The organism is Streptomyces sp. YIM S03343, from assembly GCF_054729195.1.
Genome location: NZ_JBPUKX010000001.1, coordinates 3263627 through 3289074, shown reverse-complemented (window position 1 = coordinate 3289074; position 25448 = coordinate 3263627). Strand labels below are relative to the sequence as shown.

24 protein-coding genes and 1 pseudogene are annotated in these 25448 nt (G+C 71.2%); 12 read left to right on the top strand and 13 right to left on the bottom strand.

The genetic code is table 11. The annotated features are described in order from the left end of the window. The first annotated feature begins 83 nt into the window (after positions 1-83). Complete coding sequence (locus ACSYGN_RS13875) at positions 84-578, top strand: sec-independent translocase (protein ID WP_460395385.1); 495 nt, start codon at positions 84-86, stop codon at positions 576-578. Between the two features lie 238 nt (positions 579-816). Then, positions 817-1488: a hypothetical protein gene (locus ACSYGN_RS13870; RefSeq protein WP_460395383.1), complete on the top strand. Its 672-nt coding sequence runs from the start codon at positions 817-819 to the stop codon at positions 1486-1488. Positions 1489-1693: 205 nt separating this feature from the next. Here the strand turns inward: ACSYGN_RS13870 and ACSYGN_RS13865 are convergent, their stop codons facing one another. The 3 genes and pseudogenes from ACSYGN_RS13865 to ACSYGN_RS13855 all read right to left on the bottom strand — a co-directional run. Continuing rightward, positions 1694-2827, bottom strand: a complete 1134-nt coding sequence (locus tag ACSYGN_RS13865; RefSeq protein WP_460395381.1) for an Mrp/NBP35 family ATP-binding protein — start codon at positions 2825-2827, stop codon at positions 1694-1696. A 267-nt stretch (positions 2828-3094) separates the two neighbouring features. Beyond that, positions 3095-3733, bottom strand: coding sequence for a DUF1003 domain-containing protein (locus ACSYGN_RS13860; protein WP_460395379.1), 639 nt, complete (start codon positions 3731-3733; stop codon positions 3095-3097). A 337-nt stretch (positions 3734-4070) separates the two neighbouring features. After that, positions 4071-5351: pseudogene (locus ACSYGN_RS13855) on the bottom strand (magnesium transporter MgtE N-terminal domain-containing protein); the annotation flags it as partial. 229 nt (positions 5352-5580) lie between these two features. Between ACSYGN_RS13855 and ACSYGN_RS13850 the strand changes: the two are divergent. Continuing rightward, a complete protein-coding gene (locus ACSYGN_RS13850) occupies positions 5581-6339 on the top strand; it encodes a hypothetical protein (protein ID WP_460395377.1) in 759 nt (252 codons plus the stop codon). Positions 6340-6473: 134 nt separating this feature from the next. On the opposite strand, the gene ACSYGN_RS13845 is transcribed toward ACSYGN_RS13850, so the two are convergent. Beyond that, the gene (locus ACSYGN_RS13845; RefSeq protein WP_460403442.1) at positions 6474-7052 is read right to left on the bottom strand and encodes a hypothetical protein; all 579 of its coding nucleotides are present in this window, start codon (positions 7050-7052) and stop codon (positions 6474-6476) included. 144 nt (positions 7053-7196) lie between these two features. After that, entirely contained in the window at positions 7197-8327 is a 1131-nt protein-coding gene (locus tag ACSYGN_RS13840) for a magnesium and cobalt transport protein CorA (protein WP_460395375.1), read from the bottom strand. A gap of 483 nt (positions 8328-8810) precedes the next feature. On the opposite strand from ACSYGN_RS13840, the gene ACSYGN_RS13835 reads away from it, so the two are divergent. Beyond that, positions 8811-9395: a suppressor of fused domain protein gene (locus ACSYGN_RS13835; RefSeq protein ID WP_460395373.1), complete on the top strand. Its 585-nt coding sequence runs from the start codon at positions 8811-8813 to the stop codon at positions 9393-9395. 70 nt (positions 9396-9465) lie between these two features. On the opposite strand, the gene ACSYGN_RS13830 is transcribed toward ACSYGN_RS13835, so the two are convergent. Next, a complete protein-coding gene (locus ACSYGN_RS13830; RefSeq protein WP_460395371.1) occupies positions 9466-10779 on the bottom strand; it encodes an MFS transporter in 1314 nt (437 codons plus the stop codon). A gap of 207 nt (positions 10780-10986) precedes the next feature. On the opposite strand from ACSYGN_RS13830, the gene ACSYGN_RS13825 reads away from it, so the two are divergent. From ACSYGN_RS13825 to ACSYGN_RS13815, 3 genes are all read left to right on the top strand, one after another. Further along, entirely contained in the window at positions 10987-11628 is a 642-nt protein-coding gene (locus ACSYGN_RS13825) for a DUF6758 family protein (protein WP_460395369.1), read from the top strand. A 187-nt stretch (positions 11629-11815) separates the two neighbouring features. Further along, positions 11816-12673 carry a PHP domain-containing protein gene (locus ACSYGN_RS13820; RefSeq protein ID WP_460395367.1) on the top strand — a complete coding sequence of 286 codons (858 nt, stop codon included), beginning with the start codon at positions 11816-11818 and terminating at the stop codon, positions 12671-12673. Positions 12674-12737: 64 nt separating this feature from the next. After that, a complete protein-coding gene (locus tag ACSYGN_RS13815; RefSeq protein WP_460395365.1) occupies positions 12738-13343 on the top strand; it encodes a MarC family protein in 606 nt (201 codons plus the stop codon). Between the two features lie 294 nt (positions 13344-13637). Here the strand turns inward: ACSYGN_RS13815 and ACSYGN_RS13810 are convergent, their stop codons facing one another. Further along, positions 13638-13790 carry a hypothetical protein gene (locus tag ACSYGN_RS13810; RefSeq protein ID WP_460395363.1) on the bottom strand — a complete coding sequence of 51 codons (153 nt, stop codon included), beginning with the start codon at positions 13788-13790 and terminating at the stop codon, positions 13638-13640. A gap of 162 nt (positions 13791-13952) precedes the next feature. On the opposite strand from ACSYGN_RS13810, the gene ACSYGN_RS13805 reads away from it, so the two are divergent. Then, a complete protein-coding gene (locus tag ACSYGN_RS13805; RefSeq protein ID WP_460395361.1) occupies positions 13953-14858 on the top strand; it encodes an NYN domain-containing protein in 906 nt (301 codons plus the stop codon). 63 nt (positions 14859-14921) lie between these two features. Here the strand turns inward: ACSYGN_RS13805 and ACSYGN_RS13800 are convergent, their stop codons facing one another. Both ACSYGN_RS13800 and ACSYGN_RS13795 read right to left on the bottom strand, forming a co-directional pair. Next, positions 14922-15815, bottom strand: a complete 894-nt coding sequence (locus ACSYGN_RS13800) for an alpha/beta fold hydrolase (protein ID WP_460395359.1) — start codon at positions 15813-15815, stop codon at positions 14922-14924. Positions 15816-16074: 259 nt separating this feature from the next. After that, the gene (locus tag ACSYGN_RS13795; protein WP_460395357.1) at positions 16075-18444 is read right to left on the bottom strand and encodes a DEAD/DEAH box helicase; all 2370 of its coding nucleotides are present in this window, start codon (positions 18442-18444) and stop codon (positions 16075-16077) included. A gap of 537 nt (positions 18445-18981) precedes the next feature. On the opposite strand from ACSYGN_RS13795, the gene ACSYGN_RS13790 reads away from it, so the two are divergent. Further along, positions 18982-19731, top strand: coding sequence for a ferritin-like fold-containing protein (locus tag ACSYGN_RS13790; protein WP_460395355.1), 750 nt, complete (start codon positions 18982-18984; stop codon positions 19729-19731). A gap of 82 nt (positions 19732-19813) precedes the next feature. Here the strand turns inward: ACSYGN_RS13790 and ACSYGN_RS13785 are convergent, their stop codons facing one another. From ACSYGN_RS13785 to ACSYGN_RS13770, 4 genes are all read right to left on the bottom strand, one after another. Further along, the gene (locus ACSYGN_RS13785; protein ID WP_460395353.1) at positions 19814-20092 is read right to left on the bottom strand and encodes a hypothetical protein; all 279 of its coding nucleotides are present in this window, start codon (positions 20090-20092) and stop codon (positions 19814-19816) included. Between the two features lie 393 nt (positions 20093-20485). Further along, positions 20486-20713, bottom strand: a complete 228-nt coding sequence (locus ACSYGN_RS13780) for a DUF3107 domain-containing protein (RefSeq protein ID WP_460395351.1) — start codon at positions 20711-20713, stop codon at positions 20486-20488. Positions 20714-20851: 138 nt separating this feature from the next. After that, positions 20852-21493 (bottom strand): TetR/AcrR family transcriptional regulator, encoded by a 642-nt coding sequence (locus ACSYGN_RS13775; protein ID WP_460395349.1) that lies wholly within the window; start codon positions 21491-21493, stop codon positions 20852-20854. Positions 21494-21690: 197 nt separating this feature from the next. Next, complete coding sequence (locus ACSYGN_RS13770) at positions 21691-21906, bottom strand: hypothetical protein (protein ID WP_460395347.1); 216 nt, start codon at positions 21904-21906, stop codon at positions 21691-21693. Positions 21907-22358: 452 nt separating this feature from the next. Here ACSYGN_RS13770 and ACSYGN_RS13765 point away from each other — a divergent pair, with 452 nt between their 5' ends. The 3 genes from ACSYGN_RS13765 to ACSYGN_RS13755 all read left to right on the top strand — a co-directional run bounded on the left by ACSYGN_RS13765 (position 22359) and on the right by ACSYGN_RS13755 (position 25272). Continuing rightward, a complete protein-coding gene (locus tag ACSYGN_RS13765) occupies positions 22359-23366 on the top strand; it encodes an alpha/beta fold hydrolase (protein WP_460395345.1) in 1008 nt (335 codons plus the stop codon). Positions 23367-23374: 8 nt separating this feature from the next. Further along, entirely contained in the window at positions 23375-25108 is a 1734-nt protein-coding gene (locus tag ACSYGN_RS13760; RefSeq protein WP_460395343.1) for a DUF3152 domain-containing protein, read from the top strand. 68 nt (positions 25109-25176) lie between these two features. Beyond that, positions 25177-25272: an Ms4533A family Cys-rich leader peptide gene (locus ACSYGN_RS13755; RefSeq protein WP_460395341.1), complete on the top strand. Its 96-nt coding sequence runs from the start codon at positions 25177-25179 to the stop codon at positions 25270-25272. The last annotated feature ends 176 nt before the right edge of the window (positions 25273-25448 follow it).

Genomic DNA, 25448 nt, shown 5'->3' with positions numbered 1-25448 from the left:
ACGCCGACCGCACGGGACGGTACCGGTGGGCCAGGTGTGCCGGGTACCGTTGAGCGACCGAGGACATCGCAAGGAGCTTTCAGGTGTTCAATGACATAGGGCCGCTCGAGCTCGCGACGATCGTCGTCCTTGCTGTGCTCGTCTTCGGCCCGGACAAGCTCCCGAAAGTCATCCAGGACATCACGCGGACGATCCGTAAGATCCGCGAGTTCTCCGAGAGCGCCAAGGACGACATCCGTACCGAACTGGGCCCGGAGTTCAAGGACTTCGAGTTCGAGGATCTCAACCCCAAGACGTTCATCCGCAAGCACCTCGACGGTGAGGACCTGGGGCTCGGCGACATCCGCAACGGCTTCGACCTGAGGAAGGAGATGGCCGAGGTCACGGACGCGGTCAACGGCCACGAGATCTCCGCCTCTCCGTCCTCCGGTGCATCGTCCTCGTCTGCGTCGTCCTCGTCGTCGTCCTCTTCCTCGGCGTCCTCCGCTTCCTCCGCCGACGGGCGCGTCGACCTGACCAAGCCGGCCGAGGGCCCCGGGCCCGACGACCGTCCGCCGTTCGACGCCGACGCCACCTGAGTCCTGTCACCCGGTCGCCGCGCGGCGCGGGCGACGGTCCCGTACGTGACGTGATTCATAGCCGGTCAGCGTCCCGTGTGACGTGAACAGGCCGTGTGAGTGACGCACGCGCCCGGTGGGTTCCCTGCTGCCCGAAGCGGGGTGGCTATGCTGCCCTGTTGTTGCGCGGACCGGACGAGTACGCCCGAAGGGGGGCGGGCCGCCCCGGTCCGACGAGAGCGAGGAGGCGTCCGGGTACATGGAGACGACAAGTCGGGCAGTCGCGCAGACGCCGGACGCGGAGGGTGGACGACAGGTCCCCTCCGCCCGGCGTACGGTCGACGGCTACCTGCTGGCGCCCTTCCCTTGGTACGGCCTCGATGAGGCGTTCACGGGGCCGCGCTGGCTGATGCAGGTGGGGATGGCGGCGGACGGCGCCGTCGAGCACGGTTCGATCGGGCACGGCGACGAACCCTCGGTCAAGAACGAGTACGCGGTGGGCAACCCGGACGACCCCAAGGAGCGGTTCGCGGTCGTCGTGACCGTCGCCGCGAACCCGGTACGGCGCAGCGCGGACGGCACCGGGGTGCTGGAGGCGACCTCGGTGTCCTCGGCGGCCTGGCTGGCCGGGGTGGGGCTGCTGTCCTGCACCTGGCCCGGGCAGATGGACCACAGCCTGCGGGACGACTGGCTGGAGCAGCAGACCGAGACGGCGTGGGTCCTCGCGGACGATCTCGACGGGGACGACTGGTCGTCGCTGTCGCTGCCCGTCGACGGGGTGCCTACGGCGTTTCACTACCGGGAATCGGAGTTCGGCTGGGTGCTGGCCGGGTCTACGCCGGGTGGGGTGCATGTGGGGGCGTACGGGAGGGGGATGAGTGCGTATGGTCTTGGGTTTGCCGTGATCAAGGACATCGCTGAATACGCCTGACGACGGGCTTGCCGGTGCGGGTTGGTTGTGGCTGGTCGCGCCCACGCGGCGGAGCCGCATATTGATACAGCCCCGCGCCCCTATCGGGGTGGCTGGGCGTTTGCCCCCGTGCGGGTTGTGGTGGGTTGCTCGCGCCCACGCGGCGGAGCCGCAGATTGATACAGCCCCGCGCCCCTTTGGGGCGCGGGTCACCCGACGTGCAGGGTCAGAACTTGTTCTTCGGGGTGAGGCCCAGGGACATGCCCGAGAGGCCTCGCTGGCGGCCGCCGAGTTTGCCTGCGATGGCTCGCAGGGCGGTGCCTGCGGGGGAGTCGGGGTCGGTCAGGACGACCGGCTTGCCCTCGTCGCCGCCCTCGCGGAGGCGGACGTCGATGGGGATGGAGCCGAGGACCGGGACGGTGGCGCCCGTGGTGCGGGTCAGGCCCTCGGCGACCCTCTCGCCGCCGCCGGTGCCGAACACGTCGACCATCTCGCCGCAGTGCGGGCAGGGCAGCCCGGACATGTTCTCGACGACGCCCACGATCTTCTGGTGGGTCTGCACGGCGATGGAGCCCGCCCGCTCGGCGACCTCGGCCGCCGCCTGCTGCGGGGTCGTGACGACCAGGATCTCCGCGTTGGGGACCAGCTGGGCCACCGAGATCGCGATGTCACCGGTGCCGGGCGGCAGGTCGAGAAGCAGTACGTCGAGGTCGCCCCAGTACACGTCCGCGAGGAACTGCTGGAGGGCGCGGTGGAGCATCGGGCCGCGCCAGACGACCGGGGCGTTGCCCGGGGTGAACATGCCGATGGAGATGACCTTCACGCCGTTCGCGGACGGCGGCATGATCATGTTCTCGACCTGGGTGGGACGCCCGTCCGCGCCCAGCATCCGCGGCACGCTGTGGCCGTAGATGTCGGCGTCGACCACGCCGACCTTCAGACCATCGGCTGCCATCGCCGCCGCCAGGTTCACCGTGACGGAGGACTTGCCGACGCCGCCCTTGCCGGAGGCGACCGCGTAGACCCGGGTGAGGCTGCCCGGTTTCGCGAAGGGGACCTCGCGTTCGGCCTGGCCGCCGCGCAGGCTGGAGGCCAGCTCCCTGCGCTGTTCGTCGCTCATCACGTCGAGGGTGACGTCGACGTGTGTCACGCCCTCGACCCGGGAGACCGCCTCGGTCACCCGCTGGGTGATGGTCTCGCGCATCGGGCAGCCGGAGACGGTCAGATACACGGTGACCGCGACCGCTCCGTCCGCGCCGATCTCCACCGATTTGACCATCCCCAGCTCGGTGATGGGCCGATGGATCTCAGGGTCGTTCACCGTGGCCAGTGCCTCACGCACCGCGTCTTCCGTAGCCATAGCCCCGATGTTACGGCGCGGGGTGGGGGGTAGGGCCTGTTGTTTGGCTCACGCCGCAGACGCGGGGTCTGGCACGCACGTCTGCCGCGTTGTCGTCACTCGCCGACTCCCCCGAGTTCTCGGCTGCGCTCGAACAGGGGGGACCCCCGTCGCGTCGACTCCCTCCTCCGCCTTGCAGCCGCACGCACCAGACCCCGCTCCCCGGCACTGGGCAGGCGGCGTCGGCACCCTGCGGCCTGATCCAAACAACAGGCCCGACCAGGCCTGTCAACCGTCGTCTGCGTCACGTGGCCGTGGGCGGTCCGGGGGGAGGGGTGGGAGCCGGCCGTCGGGGTGGCGCCCGTTCTCCAGGTCTTTCAGGAGATCCTGGAGTTCGGAGCGCATCCAGTCGCGGGTGGCGACCTCGCCGAGGCCCATGCGCAGGGCGGCGATCTCCCGGGTCAGATACTCGGTGTCGGCGATCGAGCGCTCGTTCTGCTTGCGGTCCTGCTCCAGGTTGACGCGGTCGCGGTCGTCCTGCCGGTTCTGCGCGAGCAGGATCAGCGGGGCGGCGTAGGACGCCTGGAGGGACAGCATCAGCGTCAGGAAGATGAACGGGTACGTGTCGAAGCGCAGCTCGTGCGGGGCGGCGATGTTCCAGACCACCCACAGGATGATCACCACCGTCATCCAGACGATGAACCTGCCGGTGCCGAGGAAGCGCGCGATGCGTTCCGAGAGCCGTCCGAAGGCCTCCGGGTCCCATTCGGGCACCAGACGGCGGCGCGGTGCGCGCGGCTGGTCCAGGCGGGTCCTGGGCCGTCCGGCGGCCGTGGCCCCGACCGGGGTGCGGTCGCGGTCGCGGGGGGCCTCGCGCACGGCCTCGCGGCCGGTCCCGCGGCCGCTCCCGTCGCGCTCAGGAGTCATGACCGCCCTTCCCCTCGTCCCCGCGGCCCGTTCCCGCGGCCCTGCGGCCCGTTCCCGCGGCCCCGTGGCCCGTCCCCTCGTCCCCGTGGCCCGTTCCCGCGGCCCCGCGGCCCGTCCCCTCGGCCCCGCGGCCCGTTCCCGCGGCCCTGCGGCCCGTCCCCTCGTCCCCGCGGCCCGTTCCCGCGGCCCCTCGGCCCGTCGCCTTTGCCCCGCGGCCCCTCTCCTCGTCCCCGCGGCCCCTCTCCTCGTCCCCGCGGCCCGTCTGCTCGTCCTCGTCGGTCACACCTGGGTCCTCGCGCTCGTCACGCCCGTCCTCGCCCGGGTCTCCGGCGTGCGGCGTGCCCGCGTCCACCCCTTCCCCGTCGAGATGGAACTCCGTCTCCCGCCAGTCCTCCGGCAGCAGATGGTCGAGCACGTCGTCCACCGTCACCGCGCCCAGCAGCGACCCCGACTCGTCGACGACGGGCGCGGCGACCATGTCGTACGTCGCGAAGAACCCGGCGACGACCGGCAGCGCCGCCTCCGGGTCGAGCGGCTGGAGGTTGGCGTCGACCAGCGAGCTGACCAGGGTGTACGGCGGGTCGCGCAGCAGCCGCTGGAAGTGCACCGTGCCGAGGTACTTGCCGGTCGGCGTCTCGTCGGGCGGGCGGCAGACATAGACCTGGGCGGCGAGCGACGGCGACAGGTCGGCGTTGCGGACCCGGGCGAGGGCGTCGGCGACGGTGGCGTCGGGCCGCAGCACGATCGGCTCGGTCGTCATCAGACCGCCGGCGGTGTGCTCCTCGTAGGACATCAGGCGGCGCATGTCGGCGGCGTCGGAGGGCTCCATCAGGCTCAGCAGCCGTTCCTGCTCCTCCGCGGGCAGCTCGGCGAGCAGGTCGGCCGCGTCGTCGGGGTCCATCGTCTCCAGGATGTCGGCCGCGCGCTCCTTCTGGAGCTTGCCGAGGATCTCGATCTGGTCGTCCTCCGGGAGCTCCTCCAGGACATCGGCCAGACGTTCGTCGTCGAGGGCGTTGGCGACCTCGGCGCGCCGCTTGGGGGAGAGATGGTGCAGCACATTGGCGAGGTCGGCGGGGCGCAGCTGCTCGAAGGTGGCGAGCAGGTTCTCGGCGCCCTGCCCCTGTTCCTCCAGGGAGAACCCGGTGACGGCGGACCACTCGACGGTCAGGGTCTCGCCCTTGCCCCGCCGGAAGGCGCCGGCCTTCTTGCCGACCCGTACGAAGACCCGGTCGATCTCCCACTCCCGGCGGGCGGGCAGCTGAGCGACCGACAGGTCGAGGACGGTGACCTCCGTGCCGGTCTCGGTGAGCGTGACGCGCCGGTCGAGGAGTTCACCGAACACCAGGCGCTCGGTGGGCCGTTGCTCGAAGCGCCGGACATTGAGGACGCCGGTGGTGATGACCTGGCCGGACTGGATGGCGGTCACCCGGGTCATCGGCAGGAAGATACGGCGCCGCGTGGCGAGTTCGACGACCAGACCGAGGAGCCGCGGGGGACGTTGCCCGACGCGCAGCATGACGACCAGATCGCGCACGCGGCCCACCTGGTCGCCGTTCGGGTCGAAGACGGCGGTGCCGGAGAGATGCGAGACGAAGATCCTGGGGGCGCCCGCTGCCATGGGCCGTGTCTCCTTCACGAGTTCCGATAGGGGCGATGTCGCACATGGTGCAGATATCGGCGATATCACTGGCATGCCTGCATTGCCCGCTCGGGTGGGCTTCAGGCTAGCCCGTCCAGATCGGATACGCCCTGGTGAGGGTCCGGACGGACGCCTTCCGTGGCACCCCTCCGGCACGGGTACGCTGCGTACGCCGCGCCGGTGTCCCGACAGAAAGGCGGCCCTGCCCGTGACTGCTGCGACTGCCCAGGGCCGTGTCCGCAGGGCCGCGCTCGCGGGCGCGCTGTGCGCCCTGGTCGTCACGGGGACGGGCCTCACCGGGTGCAGCGCCGATGATCCGGACGCGGGCACCAACGGGGTCGGCAAGCTGGCGCCGGGGAAGATCCAGTCGCAGACCCGCAAGGCGGCGGCGTCCGCGGCGACGGTACGGCTGTCGGGGACGGTGGTCACCAGCGGACGTACGTACTCGCTCGAGATGCGTCTCAAGGAGGACGGCGGCACCGGCTCGGTCACCTCGAAGGGCACCACGTTCCGGCTGCTGCGGGTGGGCGACCAGCTGTATCTGAAGGCCGACGCGACCTTCTGGACGCACGAGGAGAGCGGAAGCAGCGCGGACGGCGGCAGCGCCGCCGCGGACAAGCTCAACGGCAAGTACGTCAAGGTGCCCCGGAGCGACCCGGCGTACAAGAAGTTCATCGGCTTCACCGACAAGGACGTCCTCCTCGACAGTCTTCTGACCCTGCACGGCACGCTCGCGAAAGACGGCCATCACGAGCAGTCCGGCCTCCGCACCATCCGCATCACCGGCGACAAGGGCTCCGGCGGCACCCTCGACGTCTCCCTGGAGGGGCAGCCGTTTCCCCTGCGCCTGGCCCGCGCAGGCGGGGCGGGCACGCTCCGCTTCGCCGACTGGGGCAAGAGCTTCACGGTCACACAGCCCGCGAAGGGCGACACGGTGGACTACGGCGCGCAGCTGCCGACGTCCTGAACGCGTCGTGCGCGCACGGTGAAGCGGCCTGCGCCGGTGAGGGGCCCGTGCGGCCCGCGCCTCAGTCGCGCCTGCCCGCCTTGGTACAGGCGCTATGCCCGAGTACAGGCGCTATGCCCGCCGTAGCACAGGCACTACTGTGCCCGCTTGCGCCGCTTCACCAGCAGCCGCGGCAGCCCCGCCGGGATCGGCCGTCGCGTCGTCACCGGGGACGGCGCCGGAGCCGCGGCCAGGGAACTATCGGGCAGGGCCGCGGTGGCGCCCGTGGGGGTCAGCCGCAGCACCCGGCACTCCCGGGCCCAGCGCTCCGTCATCGTCTCGCCGTCGGGCGCGTTGAGCCGCTTGCCCTTCAGTTCGGCGACCGCCGCCTCCCACTCGGCGGACCCGGCGGTCAGCTCGGTGACCCGCGCCGACCAGGTGACCAGCCGGCCGCCCTTGTCCTTGCTGCGGACGGTCACCTCGGCCGTGCCACCGTCGGCGAGAGGGGCCAGCGGCTGCTCCCCGGGGCCATCGCCGACCACGTACGCCGCGCCCTCGTGCCACACGTGCCACAGCGCCCGCGCCCGGCCGCCGGGCACCTCGACCCAGACGAGCCCGGACTTCTTGGCGGCCTCCTCGACGAGCGCCAGGTCGAGGAACGCCCGCTCCGGGACGTCGTCCCGGCCGGTGGGCGCCTGCCCGGTGAGTGCCTGCTCGCGCGTCTCGCTCGTCATGTGCCCCAGCCTATCCAGCCGTGCGGCCTTCTCCGGCCGCTCCCGACGCCCGTGCAGCGCCCGCTCCCGACGCCCGTGCACCAGCCGCTCCTGCCGCCCGTGCAGCGCCTGAGTCCTGCGCATGAGCACCACCCGCTCCCGGACTCACAGCCAGCCGTTGCGCTTCAGCGCGCGGTGGATGCCGAGGCAGATCACGCCGGTGATGCCCATGATCACCGGGTAGCCGAACCGCCAGTGCAGCTCGGGCATGTACTTGAAGTTCATGCCGTAGACCCCGACCACCATCGTCGGTACGGCGATGATGCCCGCCCACGCCGTGATCTTGCGCATGTCCTCGTTCTGCGCCACGGACGCCTGGGCGAGGTTGGCCTGGAGGATCGAGTTGAGCAGCTCGTCGAAGGCGAGCACCTGCTCCTGGACGCGCACCACGTGGTCGGCGACGTCCCGGAAGTACTTCTGGATGCCCGGTTCGATCAGCCGCATCGGCCGCTCACTCAGCAGCTGCATCGGCCGGCACAGCGGCGACACCGCGCGCTTGAACTCCAGCACCTCCCGCTTGAGCTGGTAGATGCGCGCCGAGTCCACACCGCGCGCGACCCCGCCGCGGCCCGGCGAGAACACCTCGGTCTCCACCTCGTCGATGTCGTCCTGCACCGCGTAGGTCACCGCGATGTACCCGTCGACGACATGGTCGGCGATGGCGTGCAGCACGGCCGAGGGACCCTTGGCGAGCCGCTCCGGGTCGTCCTCCAGCCGGTGCCGCAGCGCACGAAGCGAACCCTGCCCGCCGTGCCGGACGGTGATGAAGAACTCCCGCCCGGTGAAGCACATGACCTCGCCGGTCTCCACGACCTCGCTGGTCGCGGTGAGTTCGGCGTGCTCGACGTAGTGGATGGTCTTGAAGACGGTGAACAGCGAGTCGTCGTAACGCTCCAGCTTGGGGCGCTGGTGCGCCTGCACGGCGTCCTCGACGGCCAGTGGGTGCAGCCCGAACTCGCCCGCGATACCGGAGAATTCGGCCTCGGTCGGCTCGTGGAGACCGATCCAGACGAACCCTCCGTCACGGCGCGCGGCGCGCAGCGCCTCGTGCGGGGTGAGCGGCACTTCGGTCTGTACGCGGACGCCGTCGCGGTAGACGGCGCAGTCGACCACGGCCGACGGGGTGCCCGGGACACGGGTGGTGTCGTACGCGCCGCTGTCCAGCCGGACGGTGCCCGTGCCCAGCACGGGGCGGGAGGGGCGGACGGCGGCGCGCAGGTCACGGATCATCGACATGGCGGGTTCCTTCGCAAACGCGCAGCGAAACGTCGGCCTGCGACGGCTGGAACTACCCGGAATGAGGACGTCCTGCGTGCGGATGTTTGGCACGTCCACAAAGCGGGGAGCACCGCACCATCGCGGTGGAGGGTTCGCTGCTGATTCGGATCAAGCAGAACGAAACGGAACGCTCTTCCGAAGACGCGTGCGACCACGCGAACATGACACGAGAGGTGGCAGGCGGCAGTCAGCCAGAAGCCGGAGCTACATCAGCAGCCGGAAGAGCGAGTGGTACTGCACGGGTGACTTCGATCCATTGCAGCCCCACCTCCTCCAGCCGGTCCCCCGTGAGGGACGTTCGATCCCCGTGGGGGGAGTCTCATCGGCGTCGGGACTTACCACGACGCCAATGCGCCCTGCCCGAACTCGCCCAAGACTAGCAGCCGGCCGAAGTGTCAAGGTTTCGCTTTGCCCGTTACTGACGAGTTCTATGCTCACCGCATGGCTGATGTTCTTCCTCTGGTCGAGGCGCGGTTGAGCGGCGCGCTCGGTGCGCCGGACGCGCGCGCCGCGGTCACCTTCCTCGGTACGGATCGCATCGAGGTGCTGCGCTTCCACGAGGGCGACATCGTCCGCTACGCCACGCTCGGCATGTCCGCCCACCCGATGACCGACCCCACGGCGGTGGCCGCCGACCCCGTCCGCGGACCGCGGGCCGAGCTGATCCTCTCCGTGCGCCGCGACCGCGCCGACACCGACAAGGTGCTGCGCACGCTCGCCGTGCTCGCCGCGTCGCCGCAGGTCGAGGGCGTGGTCGTGGCGCCCGGCGGTTCGCTGGAGGTGGGCGGACCGCTGTGGCCCGGCGCCCCGTTCGGCGCGGTGCTGGTCGCGGAACCGGGCGGGCTGGTCGAGGATCTGGACCTCGACGCGCCCCTCGACCCCGTACGGTTCCTGCCGCTGCTGCCGATGACGGCGAACGAGGCCGCCTGGAAGCGCGTGCACGGCGCCCAGGCGCTCCAGGAACGGTGGCTGACGCACGGTACGGACCTCCGGGATCCGGTCCGGAAGTCCGTCCCGCTCGACTGACCGTCAGCTCCGCGCCGGGCCGCGCCGAGTGAGCAAGCTCACCAACACCGACCCTCCGTACGCCAGTTGGTCAACGTTCGGCAAAGACGCTGACGCTGTCGTGGGTGGCGTGCCGGTTCTCCAGCTCCTCGGCTTCGTGAGTCAGCGCATCACGCCGTACGACGACCACGAGCGCGCCCAGTACCGCGGTGACCGCCGCGACCACGAACGGGATGCGGACGCTGCCGGTCCAGTCCTCGATCTTCGGCGCGAAGTACGGCGCCGCGGCCGCCGCGAACCAGCGCACGAAGTTGTAGCCCGCGCTCGCCACCGGCCGCGGTGCGTCCGACACCCCCAGTGCCAGCTCGGTGTAGACGGTGTTGTTCACGCCGATCAGCGCGCCCGACAGGATCGTGCAGACCACGGCGGTGGTGTGGCCGCCGTAGCCGAGGACGACGACGTCGGCGCCCAGCAGCACCAGCGAGCCGCTCAGCACCGTCAGCGAGCCCAGCCGTTCCTGGAGGCGCGGTGCCACCAGCACCGAGAACACCGCCAGCAGCGCGCCCCAGGCGAAGAACACCGCCCCCGACCGGTACGGCGTCATGTCCAGCACGAACGGGGTGAAGGCCAGCACCGTGAAGAACGTGTAGTTGTAGAAGAACGCCGAGACCGCCGCAGACGCCAGACCGCCGTGCCCGAGCGCCCGCAGCGGGTCCAGCAGCGAGGTCCTGCGGGCCGGCTTCGGCTGCTCCTTCAGGAACACCGTGATGCACAGGAAACCGATCGCCATCAGCGTGGCCGTGCCGAAGAAGGGGTAGCGCCAGCTGATGTTGCCGAGCAGCGCGCCCAGCAGCGGGCCGCAGGCCATGCCGAGGCCGAGGGCCGACTCGTAGAGCAGGATCGCCGCGGCGCTGCCTCCCGCCGCCGCGCCGACGATGACCGCCAGGGCGGTCGACACGAACAGCGCGTTGCCGAGGCCCCAGCCCGCCCGGAACCCGACGAGCTGCGCGACCGAGTCCGAGGTGCCCGCGAGCCCCGCGAAGACGACCACGAACGCGAGGCCGAGCAGCAGGGTCCGGCGTCCGCCGATCCGGCTGGAGACGAAGCCGGTGAGCAGCATCGCGACGGCGGTGATCAGGAAGTACGAGGTGAACAGCAGCGAGACCTGACCGGGTGTGGCGTCCAGGCCCTGGGCGATGGACGGCAGGATCGGGTCGACCAGTCCGATGCCCATGAAGGCGACGACGGACGCCCCGGCCGTCGCCCAGACCGCCCCCGGCTGCCGCAGGATGCCGGTCGCGCCCGTGTCGAACGGGTCCTTGTGCCGCTTCTCAGCGTTCTCAGCGTTCTCCGCGTTCTCCGCGTTCTCTGGGTTCTCCGGATCCTCGGGGACCTCCGGGTCCATGCGCGCTCCTTCTGGCGATATGTCTCACCGGCGATATGTCTCGGCCGTCCCGCCTCCTGTCTGCACGGCGAGATGGTTGCTGTTTACACATACTAAGTTAGCCTAGATAATTAATGCAATGAGCATCTAGTTTCATGTCGTGACGGTTCCGTCCGGACGGGTGATCGTCCTTGACGTGGCGGTGTGCTGGTAGGACCGTGGGGCGCTATGAGGGGCGAACCCAGTTGCCCGAAGTGCGGTGGCCGGGTCAGGGCTCCCGGACTCTTCGCCGATTCCTGGCAGTGCGATGTGCACGGAACCGTCCATCCGGTGCAGCCCGTGGTCCCGCCGAGCGTCGAGGCCCTCAGCGTCGTGGTGCACCGCACCCAGGTGCCCCTGTGGATGCCGTGGCCGCTGCCGGTCGGCTGGCTGTTCACCGGAGTGGCCAACGCGGGCGACGACCGCAGCGGCGGCCGTGCCACCGCGGTGGCCTGCTCCGGTCCCGGACCGCTCGGCGGTGGCGGTGAGCTGATCCTGGTCGCGGAGGAGCTCGGTGTCGGCCTCGGCGCACGGTACGCGGGCATGGAAGGCCCGGACCCGGGGCCGTATCTGGACGTGGAGAAACCGCCGCAGGCCAAGGTGCTCGCCGCCGGCCGCCCCACCCCGCTCTGGCATGTCTCCGGCGCCCCCGCCGACCGCGCGGTCTTCGCCGGCGAGGCGCTCGGGATGTGGCTGTGGGCCGTGGTGTGGCCCGAGCAGTCCGGGCTGCTGCTCTACGACGAACTGGTGCTGACCGACCTGCGGGACGCGGGCGCCGAGATAGACCTGGTGCCGTGCGGGGCGCTGTCGCCCCGGCTGCTGGAACCCTGAGCGCTGTGGGGCGGCGGGGGCCGGCGGTGCCTGAGTGCGGCGGGGGGGCCGGCGGTGCCTGAGTGACGGCTAAGCTTTTGCCGTGTAGGGGGTGTACGACGGCTGGGGGTGTGACCGGGGCAGGTCCGTGGCCCGGCTATCCTTAGGTGTCCTCATTCCGTCCTGGTCACCGTCTGGAGCACGCGTCGTGCGCATCGACCTGCACTGCCACTCCACGGCCTCCGACGGTACGGACACCCCTGCCGAGCTGGTCCGGGGCGCGGCCACGGCCGGTCTGGACGTCGTCGCGCTGACCGACCACGACACCACCCGCGGCCACGCCGAGGCGATCGCCGCGCGGCCCGAGGGGCTCACCCTCGTCACCGGTGCCGAGCTGTCCTGCCGTGTCGACGGCATCAGCATGCACATGCTGGCCTACCTCTTCGACCCCGAGGAGCCCGAGCTGCTCGCCGAGCGCGAGCTGGTGCGCGACGACCGGGTGCCGCGGGCCCAGGGCATGATCGCCAAGCTCCAGGACCTCGGTGTGCCCGTCACCTGGGAACAGGTGGCGCGGATCGCGGGCGACGGCTCCGTCGGGCGCCCGCATGTCGCCAGCGCCCTCGTCGAACTGGGCGTCGTACCGACCGTGAACGACGCCTTCACCGGCGCCTGGCTCGCCGACGGCGGCCGGGCGTACGTCGAGAAGCACGAGACCGACCCCTTCGAGGCCATCCGGCTGGTCAAGGCCGCCGGCGGAGTCACCGTCTTCGCCCATCCGGGCGCCGCCAAACGCGGCCGTACGGTGCCGGAGCAGGCGATCGCCGAGATGGCCGCGGCCGGGCTCGACGGCATCGAGGTCGACCACATGGACCACGACGAAGCCACCCGTGCGCGGCTGCGCTCACTGGCCGCCGATCTGGGGCTGCTCGTCACCGGCTCGTCGGACTACCACGGCAGCCGCAAGACCTGTGTGCTCGGCGAGTACACCACCGACCCCGAGGTCTACGGGGAGATCACCAGGCGCGCGACGGGCGCGTTCCCGGTGCCGGGGGCCGGCGGAGCCTGAGGCGGATCCTTCCCCGCCCTTCCGCGCTGCCCATCCCACCTCTTTCCAGCAAGGCCAGTTTGTGATGTTCGACGTCGCCGTCTTCGGTTCCCTCTTCCTCACCCTCTTCGTGATCATGTCTCCCCCGGGGATCACCCCGATCTTCCTCGCCCTCACCGCGGGACGACCCGCCCGGATACAGAAGCGGATGGCCTTCCAGGCCGTCTGTGTGGCGGGCGGTGTCATCGCCGTCTTCGGGCTGCTCGGTGACCAGATCCTCGGCTATCTGCATGTCTCCGTGCCCGCGCTGATGATCGCGGGCGGACTGCTGCTCCTGCTGATCGCCCTCGACCTGCTCACCGGCAAGAGCGACGATCCCGAGCAGACCAAGGACGTCAACGTCGCCCTCGTACCGCTCGGCATGCCGATCCTCGCGGGGCCCGGTGCCATCGTGTCGGTGATCCTCGCCGTGCAGCGCGCGGACAGTGTCTCCGGGCAGATGGCCGTGTGGACGGCGATCCTCGCGATCCACGTCGTGCTGTGGGTGGTGATGCGCTACTCGCTGCTGATCATCCGGGTCATCAAGGACGGTGGCGTCGTCCTGGTGACACGGCTCTCGGGGATGATGCTCTCCGCGATCGCGGTGCAGCAGATCATCAACGGGGTGCTCCAGGTCGTCGGGCGGGCGTGAGGACGCCGCGTCGGATTGCCGCGCGCAACGGCGCTCCGGGTGGCCGCGCGCAATGCCGCTCCGGGTGGCCGCGCGCAATGCCGCTCCGGGTGGCCGCACGCAACGCAGAACCCCCGTACGACGTCGCTGCCGTACGGGGGCTCTGAAAGTCACTGTGGTGCCCGGTCGTCCGCTGTGCTGGGTGCGGTGCGCTGTGCGCGGTGCGTCTTGCCGGGCGGGTCAGTGCGTGCTGTGCTGGTGTGTGCCGCTGTGCGTCATGCTCATCGGCGTTCGTACCGTGCTGATCCGCGTCGGTCAGGAGGCCGGGGTCTCGGCCGGCCGGATCCAGAGCCGCTGTCCGGTGGCGGCGGCCTGCTGAACGATCCGGTTGACGGAGGCGGCGTCCACGACGGTGCTGTCCACGGTGGTCCCGTCGACCTCGTCGAGTCGCATGATTTCGAAGCGCATTGCTTCTCCCTTCGTCTTGTGGTTCTGATCCATACAACGCGACGCTTGTTACAAACATTCCTTACGCTAAAGAAATTTTTCGAACGACTAACTACCGACCGGTAAGCGCTTGTGGAGGGACCGACCGGGACCGGTTGTGTTCGCAGCGTGACGGCCGGGACAATGGACGCAATGAACGACGACCACGAGGCACTGCAAGCCCGCATCGACCGCACCAACGAGCTGCTCCAGCGCATGCTCGCCGAGGTGGCGAAGACGCCCTCCACCCACGCGATCTTCGTCGACGCCGGATATCTCTACGCGGCCGCGGGACGGCTCGTCGCCGGCACCGAGGACCGCCGGGCCTTCGACCTCGACGCCGAGGGACTGATCGAGGCCCTCATCGACAGAGCCCGCACGATCTTCGCCGACAGCAGACTGCTGCGCGTGTACTGGTACGACGGCGCCCGGCGCCGTATCCACACGGCCGAGCAGCAGTCCATCGCCGAACTCCCCGACGTCAAGGTCCGCCTCGGCAACCTCAACGCCAACAACCAGCAGAAGGGCGTCGACTCCCTGATCCGCTCCGACCTGGAGTCCCTCGCCCGGCACCGCGCCATCAGCGACGCGGCCCTGCTCGGCGGTGACGAGGACCTGGTCTCGGCGGTCGAGGCGGCACAGGGCTACGGCGCCCGGGTGCACCTGTGGGGCATCGAGGCCCCCGAGGGCCGCAACCAGGCCGAGCCGCTGCTGTGGGAGGTCGACAGCCAGCGCACCCTCGACCTCGACTTCTTCAAGCCGTATGTGTCACGGCGTACGGCCGCCGCGTACGAGCCGGGCACGACGCCTCGGCCCTCCCGTGAGGACGTGCGCTTCGTCGGCGCCCAGATCGCCGCGAAGTGGCTCTCCTCCCGGGGGCGGGACGCCCTGATCGGGCTGCTGCCCGGCCACCCTTATCTGCCCGGCCCGGTCGACCAGGATCTCCTCGTCGAGGCCGAGGGCATGCTCCAGTACTCCCTGCGCGGCCAGGCCGACCTCCGCCGCGCCCTGCGCGACGGCTTCTGGGAGCACCTTCAGACGCAGTACTGAACCTCGTTCTTCGGACAGCTCGGTTCCTGGGCTTCCTGCAGTTCCTGTGCTTCCTGCAGTTCCTCAGCGGCTGCCGACGGTGTCCCAGAAGTCGGCCAGGGCGCGGGCGGTGATGTCCGGCCGGTCGGTGTTGGGGGAGTGCTCGGCGCCGGGGACGACGGTCCGGCGCGCCTTCAGCCGCCGTGCCATGTCGTCCAGCAGCGGCACCGGCCAGGTGTCGTCGCGTGCTCCCGACAGCACATGGAAGGGCAGCGGCAGTGCGGCCAGTTCGGCGACGCGGTCCGGCTCCGTGCACAATTGCCTGCCGGTGGCGATGAGTTGGGCGGGCTTGTTGCCGAGCCAGCGGCGCCGCAGATCCTCCTGGTCGCCGAGCCCCGCGTCGAGGTCACCGCCGTCGGCGCCGGTCTCGGTCTCCTCGGGCGCGTCCATGGCCTGGATGGCCTCCCACACCTCGGCCATCGACATCACGGCGAGCGCGTCCCGCAGCAGCTTGACGCGCTGCTGCTGACCGGCCGAGATCGCCGCGGGGCCCGAGGACATCAGGGTGAGCGAGACGAACGGCGCGTGGTCGAGCAGTAGGGCGGCCCGTGCGATCACACCGCCGAGCGAGTGCCCCAGCAGATGCACCGGGCCGTCGCCGAGCGCCGCGGCCTGCGCGAGCACGTCCCGCGCGAGTTCCTCCTGGGCGTAGGCGGACTCGTCGTGTTCGGGTCCGTCGGACTCGTACTGCCCGCGCCCGTCCACCGCGACCGTCCGGTACCCGCGAGCGGCCAGCGCCTCGTGCAGCGGATTGAAGTCCTCCTTGCTGCCGGTGAACCCGGCCAGCAGCAACGCGACCCCTCTGGGCGCCGTCCCGGGGGCCACGGGCGCGTCGACGACGGCGAATTCACCGCGGGCGGTCGCCAGGGAGTGGGCACGGGCGCCGGGGGGCGGGACGAAGGAAGGGGGCCTGCTCATGGGGGTGAGGTTAGCGGGCCTGGCGGGTGGGGGCGGTTGAGGGATGGGGCATGGGGGGTGAGTCCGGGGCAACCTTGCCCGGTTTCCCTGGCCTTGGCGTTGGTGCCGGCCTTGGCCTTGGCGTTGTTCGGGGAACGCCGACAGCCCGGTCCACTCGGGGTGGGCCGGGCTGTCGGCGGTGACTGGACAGTGTCCGTGTCTTCGGTCGTTCTTCGGTTGTTCTTCAGTTGTTCTTCGGCTGCCGCGCCGTCAGGCGGGATCAGGCCTCCGGTGCCTCGGCGACGGCTGCCGCCTTACGGGTGCGGCGCGTCCGGGGCGCGGGCTCGGCCGTCTCGGTGATCGTGCCGGCCTCGGCGGTCTCCGTTGTCGCGGCGGTCGCCTTGCGCGTACGCCGACGCGGCTTGGTCTCCGGTTCCTCGGTGGCCTGTGCCGGGATCTCGGCGACGGCCGCGGGGGCGGTGGCCTTGCGGGTGCGGCGGGCGCGGGGCTTGGCCTCCGTGCCTTCGGCGGTGTCGGCGGCTGCCGCGGCGGTCTCGGTCGCGGCGGCGGCCTTGCGGGTGCGGCGGGGCTTGGCCGTCGCGGTCGTTTCGGCCGCTTCGACAGCCTCGACAGCCTTGACCGCTTCCGACGTGGCCTCGGCGGTCTCCGTCGTTGCGACGGCTGCCTTGCGGGTGCGCCGGGTGCGGGGCTTGGGCTCCGTGGCCTCGGCCGCGCCTTCGGCCTCGGCCGTGTCGGCGACTGCCTCGGCGGCGGGAGCAGTGGCCGCCGCCTTACGGGTACGGCGGCGCGGCTTGGCCGCCTCCGTGCCCTCCGCCGACTCGACAGCGGCCACAGCAGCCTCGGTGGCCGCAGCGGGTGCGGGGACTTCGAGAGCGGTGCTCTCCGACTCCGGCGCGGCTGCGGCGACGGTGGCCTTGCGGGTCCGTCGGCGGCTCGGCTTGGCTTCGGCGGCCTCGGCCGTGTCGGCGGCTGCCTCGGCGGTGGGCGACGCCTCGGTCTCGGTGGCCGGTTCCGTCGCTGTGGCAGCCGCGGTCTCGCTCACCGCCGTAGCAGCGGCCTTGCGGGTCCGGCGGCGGCGCGGCTTGGCCGCCTCCGTGGTCTCGGCCGTGTCGACGGCCGCGACCGCCTCCGCGGCTGCGGGTGCGACCGGCTCCGGTTCCACCGCCGTGGGTACGGCGGCTGCCGTCACCGGCTCCGCCGACGCTCCGTTGCGGGTGCGGCGACGGCGGCGCGGGGTGCGGCGCTCGCCCTGCTCCTCGGCCGTGGCCGTCCCCTCGGCGACCGGCGCGGCCTCCAGGGCCGTACCGCCCTCCGCGGAAAGTCCGCCGCGCGTCCGGCGGCGGCTGCGCGGTGTGCGCGCCGGGCGCTCGCGGTCGCGCTCACGCTCGGCGGACCGGGGCTCGCCCCGGCCGCCGCGCCCGCGCCCACCACGGCCGCCGGTCTCGCCCAGGTCCTCCACTTCCTCCGCCGCCAGCCCGGCGCGTGTGCGCTCGGCACGCGGCAGGACACCCTTCGTGCCCTCGGGGATACCGAGGTCGCTGAAGAGGTGCGGGGAGGTGGAGTACGTCTCCGCCGGGTCGCCCAGGTTCAGCTCCAGCGCCTTGTTGATCAGCTGCCAGCGCGGGATGTCGTCCCAGTCGACGAGCGTGATCGCCGTACCCGATGCGCCCGCGCGGCCTGTACGGCCGATGCGGTGCAGATACGTCTTCTCGTCCTCGGGGGACTGGTAGTTGATGACGTGTGTGACGCCCTCGACGTCGATGCCGCGCGCGGCGACGTCGGTGGCGACGAGGACGTCGACCTTGCCGTTGCGGAAGGCGCGCAGCGCCTGCTCGCGGGCGCCCTGGCCGAGGTCGCCGTGGACCGCGCCGGAGGCGAACCCGCGGCGCTGGAGCTGCTCGGCGATGTCGGCGGCCGTGCGCTTGGTGCGGCAGAAGATCATCGCCAGCGCGCGGCCCTCGGCCTGCAGTATGCGGGCGACCATCTCCGGCTTGTCCATGGAGTGCGCGCGGTAGACGAACTGCGCGGTGTTCGCGACGGTCGCGCCCTCGTCGTCCGGCGCGGTGGCGCGGATGTGGGTGGGCTGCGACATGTAGCGGCGCGCGAGACCGATGACCGCGCCCGGCATGGTCGCCGAGAACAGCATGGTCTGGCGCTTGGCCGGAAGCATGTTGATGATCTTCTCGACGTCGGGCAGGAAGCCCAGGTCGAGCATCTCGTCGGCCTCGTCGAGAACCAGGCACTTCACATGCTTGAGGCTGAGCTTCTTCTGGCCCGCGAGGTCGAGGAGCCGGCCCGGGGTGCCGACTATCACGTCGACGCCCTTCTTCAGGGCCTCCACCTGGGGTTCGTAGGCCCGGCCACCGTAGATCGCCGTGACGCGCACATTGCGGACCTTGCCCGCGGTCAGCAGATCGTTGGTGACCTGGACGCACAGCTCGCGTGTGGGGACGACGACAAGGGCCTGCGGGGCGTCGGTGAGCGCCTCGGGACGGGCGCGGCCCGCCTCGACGTCGGCGGGGACGGTGACGCGCTCCAGGAGCGGAAGACCGAAGCCCAGCGTCTTGCCGGTGCCGGTCTTGGCCTGGCCGATGACATCCGTGCCGGTCAGGGCGACGGGGAGGGTCATCTCCTGGATGGGGAAGGGGGTGGTGATGCCGACGGCCTCAAGGGCTTCGGCGGTCTCGGGGAGGATTCCGAGTGCTCTGAACGTCGTAGTCAGGGTGCTGCCTCTTCTGTGAACGCGGTGCGAGGCGAGCGCGGGGGTCTGGTCGGAAACCGTGCTGGGGACGTCGGTTTGCCTTACGGGCGAGCCGGGGGGCAAGCCGTTTGGCACGGGACCACTGCCGACGCTCTAGCGCTCGTACCGCTGAGGGTCCCTCCGGTCGTCGTACGCAATGTGCCGTACGGCCAGGGAGGGCGGTCGGGTCGGAGCCGATCGGGCCACCGACCGGGCATCCTCATACGTGCGGCCTGTCGGGATACGTCGAAGTACCCAGCAGGCGCATTACCACCATACCCCGGATTTGCGCACATGCGATGGCCGATTTGGTCACGTAGTCGTCGTCACACTGGTTGACCAGGAACTTCCGCAGGACTTACGGAGGACTTCCGGACCGCTTCCGAAGCTCCACCGGGCGGCGTCGGGCGGGCTATTGTGCGCTTCATGACGACCTCTGACAAGCCAGACAACACCGCCGGAGAATCTTCGGAGGCACCCACCGGAATCGCCGCGCAGGAGTGGGCGACGGCTTCCGCGGACCCGCAGTACCGCGCCGCGGTCGTCGACCTGCTCGGTGCGCTCGCCTACGGCGAGCTGGCGGCGTTCGAGCGCCTCGCGGAGGACGCCAAGCTGGCGCCCTCGCTGGCCGACAAGGCGGAGCTGGCCAAGATGGCCTCCGCCGAGTTCCACCACTTCGAGCGGCTGCGCGACCGGCTCGCCGAGGTCGGCGAGGACGCGACCCTCGCGATGGAGCCGTTCGTCGCCGCGCTCGACGGCTTCCACAAGCAGACGGCACCCTCCGACTGGCTGGAGGGCCTGGTCAAGGCGTACGTCGGCGACTCGATCGCCAGCGACTTCTACCGCGAGGTCGCCGTCCGCCTCGACTCCGACACCCGTGAGCTGGTGCTCGCCGTCCTCGACGACACCGGGCACGCCGAGTTCGCCGTGGAGAAGGTGCGCGCGGCGATCGACGCCGAGCCCCGGGTGGGCGGCAGACTCGCGCTGTGGGCACGGCGGCTGATGGGCGAGGCACTTTCGCAGTCCCAGCGTGTGGTCGCCGACCGGGACGCGCTGTCCACGATGCTGGTCGGCGGGGTGGCGGCCGGCTTCGACCTTGCGGAGGTGGGCCGGATGTTCTCCCGCATCACGGAGGCCCACACGAAGCGGATGGCAGCCCTGGGGCTGGCGGCCTAGGGTCTGGGACTGCGCCTGAGGCCTGGGGCTGGCGCCTGAGGCCTGGGGCGTGCGGCCTGATGCCTGGCGGCCGGCGTCCGGGTCACGCCGGGGCTGATCGTCGGCGGAGTCTCCCGGCCGGGCGGAGCAGCAGCGAGAGCGAGGCCGCGGAGACCACCGCCGCACCGGCCAGTCCGGCCAGTCCGATCAGGACACTGCCAGAGCCGAGCGCGCTGTGGGTGAGGAAGTCGCCGAACAGGGCCCCGGCGGCTCCCGTCGAGAGCACCAGGACACGGGCGGGCAGCCGGTGGGCGAGCCGGTGCAGTGCCGCCCAGGCCAGCACGAGACCGAGCACAGCGGAGCCGAGTGCTTCCAAGATCATGTCGGGGTCCCTCCCACACGGCCGGACTGCGCACCAAGTCGTTACCGGGCATACCCGTGACCTGCGGAATGCAATCCTCCCCTGTGGGTGACTTGTGACCCTTCTGTGGGAGATCACACCCCGTGTCCGGCATCCCTCCGCCAAGGGCCGACGACGCACACGACACAGGCCCGGCGACGGACACGCCACAGGCCCGGCGACGGACACGACACAGGCCCGGCGACGGACACGCCACAGGCCTGGCGGCGGGCGCGACACAGGCAGGGCGGCGTACACGACAAAGGCCCGGCGATCTGATCTCCATCAGATCGCCGGGCCCTAGTGACGGCCTGCGGCCCTCGCTACGACGCTTCGGCCGCGGCGCTCGTCCGCGGACCTCGGCGACGGCGTCGGCTACACCGCGCCGAAGCCCACCTTGCGCGGCGCGGGCTCGCCGAGCTCGACATAGGCGAGGCGGTCGGCCGGGATCAGGATCTTGCGGCCGTGCTCGTCTGTAAGGCTCAGCAGCTGCGACTTGCCGGCCAGTGCGTCGGCCACCACACGCTCGACCTCCTCGGCGCTCTGAGCACTCTCCAGAACGATCTCGCGGGGCGCGTGCTGCACACCGATCTTGACCTCCACGGCTTTGTCCCTCCGACGGTCAGTGGAATGCGCGGCCCTCCGCGCCGTACCCAGCACACATTAGCCCGGTGAAGGGACGCGCACGCTCCGCAGGGGCACGCCAGAAGCGAACAGCGGACGGGAACAAAACCCGTCCGGTCACTGATGCTGCTCGGCCTGGAGCGGGAAGCCGGCGATGCCCCGCCAGGCCAGCGAGGCGAGCAGCTGGACGGCCTGGTCGCGCGGGACACTGTGGTCGCTGTGCAGCCAGGAGCGGGCCACCACCTGCGCGAGACCGCCCAGGCCGGAGGCCAGGAGCATCGACTCGGCCCGGGACAGCCCGGTGTCCTCGGCGATGACGTCGCAGATCGCCTCGGCGCACTCCAGGGAGACCTTGTCGACGCGCTCGCGCACCGCGGGCTCGTTCGTCAGGTCCGACTCGAAGACCAGACGGAAGGCTCCGCCGTCGTCCTCGACGTAGGCGAAGTAGGCATCCATGGTCGCCCGTACGCGCTGCTTGTTGTCGCTCGTCGACGCGAGCGCGCTGCGCACGGACTGGATCAGGGACTCGCAGTGCTGGTCGAGCAGCGCGAGATAGAGGTCGAGCTTGCCCGGGAAGTGCTGGTAGAGCACCGGCTTGCTGACCCCGGCACGCTCGGCGATGTCGTCCATCGCGGCCGCGTGGTAGCCCTGCGCCACGAATACTTCCTGGGCGGCGCCCAGCAGCTGGTTCCGTCGGGCACGGCGCGGCAGGCGCGTCCCTCGCGGGCGCGCCGCCTCTGTCTGCTCGATGGCTGTCACGCCGCCTCCCAAGTTCGTCCACATGCGGTGTGCCGCGCCGCCATCGTACTTTTCAGTAACCGTGGTGCGCGCGCTGCGAGCGCAGAATTTCATGGAGCGGACGGCGGCGAAAGCCGCGCAGAGGGTTTCAAACCGGTGCAGGGTGGGCACAGGCGCCCCGCCGCTGATCAGCGGGGTCCCGGATCACCGTCGGTGGGCTATCGGTAGTCGTCCTCGTCCAGAGAGACGACGCGTGCCTGTTCCGCGAGGTCCGCCTCGTTGGCGCGGTCCTTGTCCTCGTCGCTCATGGGCTCGTCCCGGTCGGGCGCGACAGCCGCGTGCTGCTCCGCGGCATCGCCCTCGGGTGCCTCTACGTCCAGCTCCGTGGCGTCCTCGGACTCGAACGTCTCGGGGTCGGTGGGGTCGACGGCCATCGCGGGCTCCCTTCCTGGAACGTCCCTGAGGAATGCGGGGGTCACTTGGGGTGCCCTGCGTACGAGCGTAGGAGACCTGGAGGCCGTACGCTATGCGATCCGCACACGCGCGTGCGTGCGATTCACCTGCGATGTACATCCGCCCGCACGCGTGCGTGGAAAGTTGCGGAGAGCAGAGAACGGTCTGGAGCCCCGCCCCACGCGCGCGGGGATCGGTCCCGGGCTCTGCCCCACGCGCGCGTGGGAATCGATGGCGAGTCGATCCGGGGCCGCCCGGGGCCGCCCGGAGCGGCCGCGAGCGGTCGAGAACGACCCGCAACGATCCGAATCGGTAAGGATCTTGCGAGAATCCACCGCACGCGTCGCGGATCGTGTGCATCCGTGGTGATCCGTCCGGCGCCTGTGACGGCGAACACGCGAAACGGCGTGTGATCGTCTCGTAACATTGGCCCATGTCGTCGACAGAGGTGCCGTCCGTACCACCCACCCATGTGCTTCCCGCGGCGGACGCCGTCCGGGTCGCCGAGGGTGAGCGGCTCAGGTCGGTGGGGCTCCCGGGCATCACTCTGACGATCCGTTCGAGGCCGCCCGTGCGCGAGGGGCTGCCGTCCGCGCTCTACGTCCACGGTCTCGGCGGGTCCTCGCAGAACTGGTCGGTGCTGATGCGGGAGCTGGAGGACACCGTCGACGGCGAGGCGGTCGATCTGCCGGGTTTCGGCGGCTCCCCGCCGCCGGACGACGGCGACTACTCCGTCACCGGTCACGCGCGTGCCGTCATCCGGCATCTCGACGCCTCGGGGCGCGGTGCGGTGCATCTTTTCGGCAACTCCCTCGGCGGCGCGGTCTCCACCCGGGTCGCCGCACTGCGGCCCGACCTCGTCCGCACCCTCACCCTCGTCTCGCCCGCGCTCCCCGAGCTCCGGGTGCAGCGCACGGCGGTGCCCACGGCGCTGCTCGGGCTGCCCGGAGCGGCCCCGCTGTTCACCCGGCTCACCCGCGGGCTGACGGTCGAGCAGCGCGTCCGCGGCGTCATGGGGCTGTGCTACGGCGATCCCGGCCGGGTGACCCCGGAGGCGTTCCGCGATGCGGTGGCGGAACTGGAGCGCAGGCTGCAACTGCCGTACTTCTGGGACGCGATGACGCGTTCCGCGCGCGGTGTGGTGAACGCCTACACGCTGGGCGGCGAACACGGGCTCTGGCGTCAGGCCCAGCGCGTCCTGGCCCCGACCCTCCTGATCTACGGCGGCCGTGACCAACTCGTCGGCTACCGCATGGCGCAGAAGGCCGCGCGGTCCTTCCGTGACTCCCGGCTGCTCAGCCTGCCGGACGCGGGGCACGTGGCGATGATGGAGTACCCCGAGACGGTCGCCGCGGCCTTCCGGGAGCTGCTGGGGGCGGCAGGGAAACCGGGGGCCGCTGCCGACGACGGCGGCCCCGCCGCCCCGGGTGCGGGGAGCTGAGGGCCACCGTGGGACGCCACAGCCGCCGAGGGCTCGCCGCCAGGAACGACGCCCAGGACACCGCCGCGCGGCGCGATCAGCAGGGAGCGGCGGGTACGGAGGGCCCCGGTGTGACGGGGGCTCCGGGCGTCGACGGTGCCGCGGCGCGAGGAGGGCGCCCCGGGCCCGGCCCGGCGCCCGAGGGCCGCCAGCAGCGGATGCCCGACGGCACGTCCGCCGGGGGAGTGCCCCGGTTCCCGGACGGCACCCCGGCGCACGGCGTTCCGCGCCTGCCCGACGGCACCCCCGCGCGCGGGGTCCCGCGTTTCCCGGACGGCACCCCCGCCCAGGGCGTCCCGCGTTTCCCGGACGGCACCCCCGCCCAGGGCGTCCCGCGTTTCCCCGACGGCGCCCCCCGCGCCCGGGGCGGGCACCCTGAGCAGCGTGAACCCGGCGGCGGCTGGGGCCGGTTCGGCAGCGCGGCCCGCGCTGCCGGCCCCGCGGCACAGCCGGGCGGAGCCACCGGGCCGGGCGGACCCTCGATACCGCAGCAGCGCCACGCGCCGCCGGCCGGTACCGGCATCGGGCCTGGCACCCCACGCGGTCCCCGGCCCCGCACCGGCAGCACTGGACCCACCACCGCACCCGGTCCCGGTGCCCGCCCCGGCTACGGCCCCCGCCAGGATTACCTGGACGCCTTCGACACCCCCGGCGACGTGAACGCGAACGGCACCGTCTTCGCCCCCCGCCCCAAGTCCACCAGGACCCAGAAGAACCCCAGGACCGCCAAGATCCCCAAAGCCGCCGGCCCTCTCGACGCCACCACCTCCCACCCCTCCGACCCCCACCCCACCGACCCCTTCGCCTCGGTCACCGACTGGCCCCCCGGCATCGGTATTCCCAACGACCCGCAGGACGACGAGGACATCGCCCCCACCGGTGAGCCCGCGCCCGGCAAGAGCGTCAAGGGGCGCACGTACACCGGTATCGCGGCCGCCGCCGTCACCACCGTGCTGGCGATCGTGGTGGCGGGTCAGGTTGCCGACGGCCGCGACGGCGTCGACACCCAGGCGCAGTCGGCCACCGATCAGGCCCGTGACGCACGTGACACCGCTTCCGGCGGCGTCGACCCCAGGGCCTCCTCGTCGGCGCCCGCCGCCTCGATGACGTACGCGCAGAAGATGGACACCAAGTACGCCCTCGGCGCCACGCTGAAGGGCTCGGGGAAGTTCGACACGGTCCCCGGTGCCGACAAGGCGCCGGGCAAGGGGCGCAAGTACACCTACCGTGTGGACGTCGAGCAGGGACTCGGTCTCGACGGCGCGCTGTTCGCCGAGGCCGTCCAGAAGACCCTCAACGACGACCGGAGCTGGTCCCACGACGGGGCCCGTACCTTCGAGCGGATCTCCACCGGCAAGCCCGACTTCGTGATCACCCTGGCCAGCCCCGGCACCACCGCGGTCTGGTGTGCCAAGTCCGGCCTGGACACCACCGAGGACAACGTCTCCTGCGACTCGGCCTCCACCGAGCGCGTGATGATCAACGCCTACCGCTGGGCGCAGGGCTCCAAGACCTACGGCGACGCCATCCACGCCTACCGCCAGATGCTGATCAACCACGAGGTCGGCCACCGGCTCGGCTACCACCACGTGACCTGTGAGAAGGACGGCGAGCTGGCGCCGGTCATGCAGCAGCAGACCAAGTTCCTCGACCATGAGGGAATTCACTGCCTGCCCAACCCCTGGCCGTACCCCAAGAGTTGACGGGCGACCCGGCGCCCGGCGCCGGGGCCGCTTTGACACAGACAAAAAAGTCATTCATATTCGAGCTCATGTGGTCTAGTCATGTCATGAGCAGCGCCGCCGCCTTCGAGCTGGCGCTCATCGGCGTGACCGCCCTCTGCGTGGCTGACATCCACTGTCGCTGACGCCCGCCCTCTGGCGTTCGCGTCGCGAGTTCCCTCTCTTCTCCCCGTGACCGGGACACAACTCTCACGAGTGTGACCGGACACGTCTCGTGACCATGGCTCAACCGGCCTTGTCACGGATCGATCTTCGACGACCCGACGCCGGGCAGACGTCTGTCCACTTCCGTCTCATTCCT